The 6825-nt window shown below is 51.2% G+C and carries 6 protein-coding genes; 1 reads left to right on the top strand and 5 read right to left on the bottom strand.

All coding sequences use genetic code 11. From position 1 onward, the window contains the following. Positions 1–514 precede the first annotated feature (514 nt). The 4 genes from pssA to G367_RS0102240 all read right to left on the bottom strand — a co-directional run bounded on the left by pssA (position 515) and on the right by G367_RS0102240 (position 4792). Complete coding sequence (pssA, locus tag G367_RS0102255) at positions 515–1390, bottom strand: CDP-diacylglycerol--serine O-phosphatidyltransferase (RefSeq protein ID WP_020411466.1); 876 nt, start codon at positions 1388–1390, stop codon at positions 515–517. A gap of 112 nt (positions 1391–1502) precedes the next feature. Continuing rightward, positions 1503–2528, bottom strand: coding sequence for a ketol-acid reductoisomerase (gene ilvC, locus G367_RS0102250; protein WP_020411465.1), 1026 nt, complete (start codon positions 2526–2528; stop codon positions 1503–1505). A gap of 24 nt (positions 2529–2552) precedes the next feature. Then, positions 2553–3044 (bottom strand): acetolactate synthase small subunit, encoded by a 492-nt coding sequence (gene ilvN, locus G367_RS0102245; RefSeq protein WP_020411464.1) that lies wholly within the window; start codon positions 3042–3044, stop codon positions 2553–2555. An 11-nt stretch (positions 3045–3055) separates the two neighbouring features. Further along, the gene (locus G367_RS0102240) at positions 3056–4792 is read right to left on the bottom strand and encodes an acetolactate synthase 3 large subunit (protein WP_020411463.1); all 1737 of its coding nucleotides are present in this window, start codon (positions 4790–4792) and stop codon (positions 3056–3058) included. Positions 4793–5130: 338 nt separating this feature from the next. On the opposite strand from G367_RS0102240, the gene G367_RS0102235 reads away from it, so the two are divergent. Continuing rightward, positions 5131–5727 (top strand): DUF4124 domain-containing protein, encoded by a 597-nt coding sequence (locus G367_RS0102235; RefSeq protein ID WP_245556642.1) that lies wholly within the window; start codon positions 5131–5133, stop codon positions 5725–5727. A 19-nt stretch (positions 5728–5746) separates the two neighbouring features. Here G367_RS0102235 and G367_RS0102230 read toward each other — a convergent pair whose 3' ends face one another. Then, entirely contained in the window at positions 5747–6823 is a 1077-nt protein-coding gene (locus G367_RS0102230; RefSeq protein ID WP_020411461.1) for a hypothetical protein, read from the bottom strand. Between the last annotated feature and the right edge of the window lie 2 nt (positions 6824–6825).

The following is a 6825-nucleotide window of genomic DNA, read 5'->3' as shown; positions in this document are numbered from 1 at the left end:
TAGATGTATCGATTCATCACTCCGTAAGCACCCACACATATTGCTTGATCGAATTTTTAAACAACTCAGTTGAGCGCTCGGCTCTAACTGCGGGACGCGTATTCTACACATCCGGGCTGCTGAATCAAGTGATTTTTTGCAGCTTTTTTTCGGTGATTTGAACTGCTCAAAGCGCTTTTCAAATCCCGGCAAGGTTGTTTCCGCCCTTGCTTGAAGTGGTGCGCATTATAGCGACCTCTCCGTGCTTGGCAAGCTCTTTTTGAAGAAATTTTCTTAAGAAAATCAATTACTTGGAGCTGACCCCTCACTGCTGTCTCAAGCAGCGAGGGCGCGAACTATACGGATTACTGTGCTTCTGTGCAAGACTTTTTTTCGGCTGTTGCACAGCCCTCTTTTTTTGGGGGAGTTATGAGGCCGCATCCGACCTCCCGACGATCACACTCCGTGTTAGTTCGCACTCCCGCATAACAATACTAAGGTCAGCGAGGAGAATCCCAAGCGGAATTATTTGAGACTAGCGCTGCTCCTTATCTTTCGCTTTCACGCTGTCACTTTCTACCGCCCCACTTGCCGGCTTGGGATGAAGAAGGCCCCATAACCACATAGACGGACCCGATAAGGTGTAGAGCACAGCCAGGGTCAGCAATACTCCAGCAGGGTCAATAGTCACCAGGCTGAAAATAAGAATTACAGCCAACATCATTACAAAAGGCACCCTGCCCTTGAAATCGAGCCCCTTAAAGCTCGTGTAGTGGAAATTGGAGACCATCAACAAACCGGCAGCTGCAGTCACAAGCGCCGCAATAATTGCCAGCGCAGGGCCGACCTCAACATCGTGACCAGACCAGACCATACTGGCTACGATAGCTGCGGCGGTGGGGCTGGCAAGGCCAATAAATACCCCTTTATCTACGGTATCCACCTGGGTATTAAAGCGGGCCAGACGCAGGGCGGCACAAGCCGCGTATAAAAAAGCAATTGCCCAGCCAAACTTCCCCAGGGTTTTCAACGCCCAGCTAAACGCAACCAGTGCCGGCGCCAAACCAAAAGACACCATGTCGGAAAGGGAGTCGTATTGCACACCAAAGGCGCTCTGGGTATCAGTTAGGCGCGCTACACGACCATCCAGGCCGTCAAGTACCATAGCGACAAAAATGGCGATGGCCGCAGCTTCAAAATTACCATCCATTCCAGCGACAATTGCGTAAAAGCCACTAAAAAGTGCACCGGTGGTAATCAGGTTAGGTAGCAGATAAACGCCACGGGCACGAACTTTTTTACCGTTTGCCGCAACCTCTTCCTCAATATGCTCATCGACAGGTAGACGAATTTCTTCGCCCGCTGCATTCATTGAGTCCGCGGGTTTCTTTTCATCCCCTTGAAGGCTCATAGATTCTCCGTTAATGCATTTTGCAGCCAGCGAGTGTACGCCATTGCCAAGTGCGCGCACAGGGCAAAAAAAAACGGCGGGTATCCCCGCCGTTTTTTCTGTGATGTATCGATCAGTTATTGCCTTCAGTCCGATCGATAATCTTGTTTGCCTTAATCCAGGGCATCATTGCACGCAATTTGGCACCTACCTGTTCAATTTCATGTTCAGAACCAATTCGGCGCTCAGCTTTCAGTCGTGGCTGCCCAGCTAGAGATTCAAGCATAAAGTCTTTAGCAAACTTGCCGGTCTGAATATCTTTCAGCACACGCTTCATTTCAGCCTTGGTTTCGTCAGTTACGATGCGTGGACCAGTTACATAATCACCATACTCAGCGGTATTCGAAATAGAATAGCGCATGTCCGCTATTCCGCCCTGATACATCAGGTCAACGATCAACTTGAGTTCATGCAGGCATTCAAAATAGGCCATTTCAGGCGCATAACCCGCTTCAACCAGAGTTTCAAAACCTGCAGTTACCAAAGCAGAAACACCTCCACAGAGCACAGCCTGTTCACCAAACAGATCCGTTTCGGTCTCCTCGCGGAAGTTGGTTTCAATAATCCCTGAGCGGCCACCACCATTTGCAGACGCATAGGAAAGGGCGAGCTCTTTGGCTTTACCCGATGCATCCTGATATACAGCAATTAAGGTCGGAACGCCGCCGCCTTCAAGATAGGTAGAACGCACGGTGTGGCCCGGGCCCTTGGGGGCAACCATAATTACATCGACATCCGCCGGCGGTTCAATGAGTTCAAAATGCACATTAAAACCATGCGCAAAAGCGAGAGCGGCACCCGACTTAAGGTTTGGAGCCACTTGCTCTTTATAGATGTTGGCCTGGTACTCATCCGGTGCCAGAATCATAACCACGTCTGCATCTCTAACCGCATCTGCCACTTCAGCTACACGCAGCCCGGCACTTTCTGCCTTAGCCCAAGAACTGGAACCCGCACGCAGACCTACAACTACATTGGTCACGCCGGAATCCTGAAGATTATTGGCGTGAGCGTGGCCCTGGGAACCATAACCGATAATCGCTACATTTTTTTCGCGAATTAAAGAGAGATCACAATCTTTATCGTAATAAACATGCATTGCTAAATTCCTGTTTCCTGCCATCTATACACTTAAAACTTTTTCACCCCGGGCGATTCCGGATACTCCTGAGCGGACAACTTCCATAATCGTGTGCTCGCCGAGTGCCTGAAGAAATGCATCGAGCTTTTCACTGGTACCGGCCACCTGTACGGTGTACATATTACTGGTGACGTCCACAATCTGGCCGCGGAAGATATCCACACTGCGCTTTACTTCATCGCGCTGGGCGCCATTCGCACGCACCTTCACCATCAGTAATTCACGCTCAATGTGAGACCCCTCCGTCAGGTCCACCAGTTTCACCACATCAATCAACTTGTTCAGGTTTTTGGTTATCTGCTCAATCTTGTGATCATCACCAATGGTCACCATGGTAAGGCGCGATAGGGTGGCATCTTCTGTCGGTGCCACCGTTAGGCTTTCAATGTTGTAGCCACGTTGGGAAAACAGCCCTACTACACGAGACAAGGCGCCCGGTTCATTTTCCATCAGTACCGAAATAATTCTTCGCATTGCCCTGCCCCCTAGGTCCGCTCGGTTTTGCTCAGCCACATGTCACGCATAGAGCCGTTTGGCATGACCTGCATCGGGTACACGTGCTCAGATGGGTCGACATAGACATCGATAAATACCGTGCGATTTTTTTCTGCAAAAGCTTCCTGCAGTTTTCCATGCAGTTCATCTCGGTGCTCAATCTTGACCCCGAGGTGACCGTAAGCTTCGGCAAGCTTTACAAAGTCCGGAAGAGATTCCTCGTAGACGCTGTTGGAGAGGCGTCCCTCGTACTGCATTTCCTGCCACTGCTTCACCATGCCGAGGGCCTGGTTGTTAAGGCAGAGGATTTTGACCGGTAAATGGTATTGAGTAGCGGTGGACAGCTCCTGGATACACATCTGGATACTGCCCTCCCCTGTTACGCACACTACCTCTTTATCCGGGTAGGCAATTTTCACCCCCAGAGCTGCGGGCAAACCAAAACCCATGGTGCCGAGACCACCGGAATTAATCCATCGGCGCGGCTTATCGAAGTGATAATACTGGGCAGCAAACATCTGGTGCTGGCCTACATCCGAGGTAACGTAAGCATCGCCCTCGGTAATATCGTATACCGCGCGAATTACGTCTTGCGGCATAATCAGTGCACCGTCGGTTTGGTAACGCGGCGCCGTGTAGAGACCGTGACGCTCACGCCAATCGTCGATCTGGCGCCACCAGTCCACTATTGCCGACTGGTCCGGTTGCTCATCGCCAGATTTAAGGGTGTCCAGCATCTCGGACAGCACCGATTGCACAGTGCCAACAATAGGAATATCGGCAACGATGGTCTTTGAAATGGAGGCCGGATCAACATCGATATGAATAATCTTGGCACCGGGACAGAATTTACTCGGGGTATTGGTGACGCGATCATCGAAGCGCGCTCCCACCGCCAGGATCACATCTGCATGGTGCATAGCGGTATTGGCTTCAAAAGTGCCGTGCATTCCCAGCATGCCCAGGAAGCGCTTATCACTACCTGGGTAAGCTCCCAGCCCCATCAATGTGTTGGTCACGGGAAAATTCAATCGACGGGCCAATTCAGTAAGCAGCTCCGAACCTCCGCCCTGAACTACGCCACCACCGGCATAGATCACCGGTCGACGCGCCGACAACAGCAGCGCCACCGCTTTGCGTATCTGCCCACCATGTCCTTTGCCTGCCGGGGTATAGGAGCGCATGCGCAACTTTTCAGGATACTGATAAGGGTATCGTTCTGCCGGGTTAGTCACATCCTTGGGCACATCAACCACGACGGGGCCAGGGCGACCTGTATTGGCAATATAAAAGGCCTTCTTGATAATTTCGGGAATGTTTTCAGCGTTCTTAACCAGGAAACTATGTTTCACAATCGGACGCGAACAGCCGACCATATCAGTCTCCTGAAACGCATCTTCGCCGATCTTGTCAGATGTTACCTGACCTGAAATCACCACCATGGGAATTGAATCCATATAGGCGGTCGCAATCCCGGTGATCGCATTGGTTGCACCCGGACCAGAAGTCACAAGTACCACACCCACCTTGCCTGTCGAGCGGGCGTAGCCATCCGCGGCATGAGTCGCACCCTGCTCGTGGCGCACCAGAATGTGCTTTATCGACTTCTGCCTGAAAATAGCATCATATATATGCAGTGCCGAGCCGCCTGGGTAGCCGAAAATCAGATCTACCCCTTCATCCTGCAGCGCGCGAACCAACATATCGCCGCCGGAAAGTAATTCCACTTGAGTCTCCTCAGTTTTCTTGCTTGGTAGGACAGACATCACCAAGAAGCCATGAATCCACCATATAACGAGAATGCTAAATGGCGATTATAAAAGAAAATGGTGACAAATATCAGCCTGTTGCGTGTTTGCATGCCGATTTTTAGGATGAAATCATCGCGCACAGCAAAACACCCAGCCGAAACCAGACACAACCGTGTCCAAGTTGCAGGCTAGCAGGCCTCCAGGGGTAGGGAGAGCCTCTCGACGGAAATGTGATGGAAGGGTAATCCACCTGAAAATCAGCGTCTGGACCGCGAGTCTGCGGTGACTACTACTCGCCGAGGAAACTTTCGATTGTGCCAACTGCTCCCTTGCTGTCAATAGCCGTGACTGAAAGTGTTAAGAGGGTTGCAGGAAAAACCCCTGACGCAGTTACAATGTGGCCAGTAAGGAAAGATAAGACCAAGAGGGGTACTCCAATGCGCATCGCTCTCGCAATGCTAATTTCCAGCCTGGCGCTAACAGCACAGGCCAGCGGCATCTACAAATGGGTGGACGAAAATGGGGTCGTGCATTTCGGCGAGCAGCCACCTAGCAGTACCGAAGTAGAGGTAATCAAGAAACCTAAATCAGAGCGTTACAAGCAGTGGGAAGCGGAGCAACAAGCGACCCGAGCTGCGAAAGAAGCAAAAACCACCAAACCTGCAATTGAAACTCAGCCTCAAGGCCAGCCCACTCCTCAACAACCTTCAGAAGTAGACGAGCAGGTTGCCCGTGCCCAAGCAGCCGCACGCGCGCAACGCTGTCAAAATTCGCAGGATAACTTAAAGGCGCTGACCAGCCATGCACGCGTTAGGGAAGTCGACGAGAACGGCAATCACCGCGTGCTCGGTGAGGATGAGAGGCAGCAACGTATTAACCAAGAACAAAAGAGCATTCGCGAGAACTGCTAATTCCCGCGAATAATTGCCGCTACAGCTCTTTATAGGGAGTATCGTTGAACTGCTCCAGGCTGTAACGTTCGGTGTAGTATCCTGGCTCGAAAAGCCTTTCCGTTCGAGGCACTGTGACTCTGGAAATACTTAACTGCTTCACGAGGTAGGGGCCATCCTGATCGGCATCGCGGATCATGAGGCCATAAAAGTCGAAGGGTATCCAGTGGCGTCCTGGAGGAAGCTGCAGGGCGTTCTGGGTTGTGCCAATAGATGACCGCTCATCATTATAAAGGGAAGCGCGGAAATAAAAGCGGCCCTGCTCAAGGATTTCCACCTCAGCCTCGATAAGCAGATTGCCCTCGGAGGTCAATGAATCCCTTAGGTTCCCGGTATAGCTCCCGGTATCCTCCGACAGGGTAAAAGCGGCTGCATCACGCAGACCATCAATATCCGTATCCACAATGATTTTGTAGATGCCAGCTGGCAGAGGCTGCCCCTGATAGGAGCCAGCCTCCATTTCCACCTCGTAAATTAAATCACCATTTGTATCGCTAAATGTCAGGGTTCCCACTACCTGCTGATCGTCCAGAACCATTAGCGCGGTCAGATCTGCGGGCACCTTAGCCCCGTCGCTGTCAGTCTGAAAGGCATAAGCTCTCAGCACTTCACCATAGGAATAGAATTTTCTTTCAGTCCACAGTGTTAATGCATCACCATTGTCACTATGAGTGGTGCGCTGATCTGGCGCATGGGTCTGGGTGATTGGATCCTGAGAGGGGTTCTTGATAGCGCGGTTCTCCGGTGGGTAACGGTGGAACTTTGCTAGATCAGATAGCAGGGACTGATGTAATTCAGTTTTTACTGGACGCGCCTGAATTTCTTGCCAAACTTTGATGGACTCATCATCAACCAGCTCTTCCTTTTCCACCTGAGACTCTTTTATCTCCACCTGTTTGGGAAGGGACGGAAAAACTGTTTTAGCTTCAGCAGCAACCGCGGTGGGCAGGTCCCCACTATTCCCCACTCGCCAGAAAAAAATGGCAGCGGCAATAAATAGGACACTGACAACTAAGGCTGTACGCCTCCTGTTACGTTGTTTACTGCTGACGGACATCT

The organism is Microbulbifer variabilis ATCC 700307 (genome assembly GCF_000380565.1).
Classification (GTDB): domain Bacteria; phylum Pseudomonadota; class Gammaproteobacteria; order Pseudomonadales; family Cellvibrionaceae; genus Microbulbifer; species Microbulbifer variabilis.
This window is presented reverse-complemented; position numbering and strand designations above follow the sequence as displayed.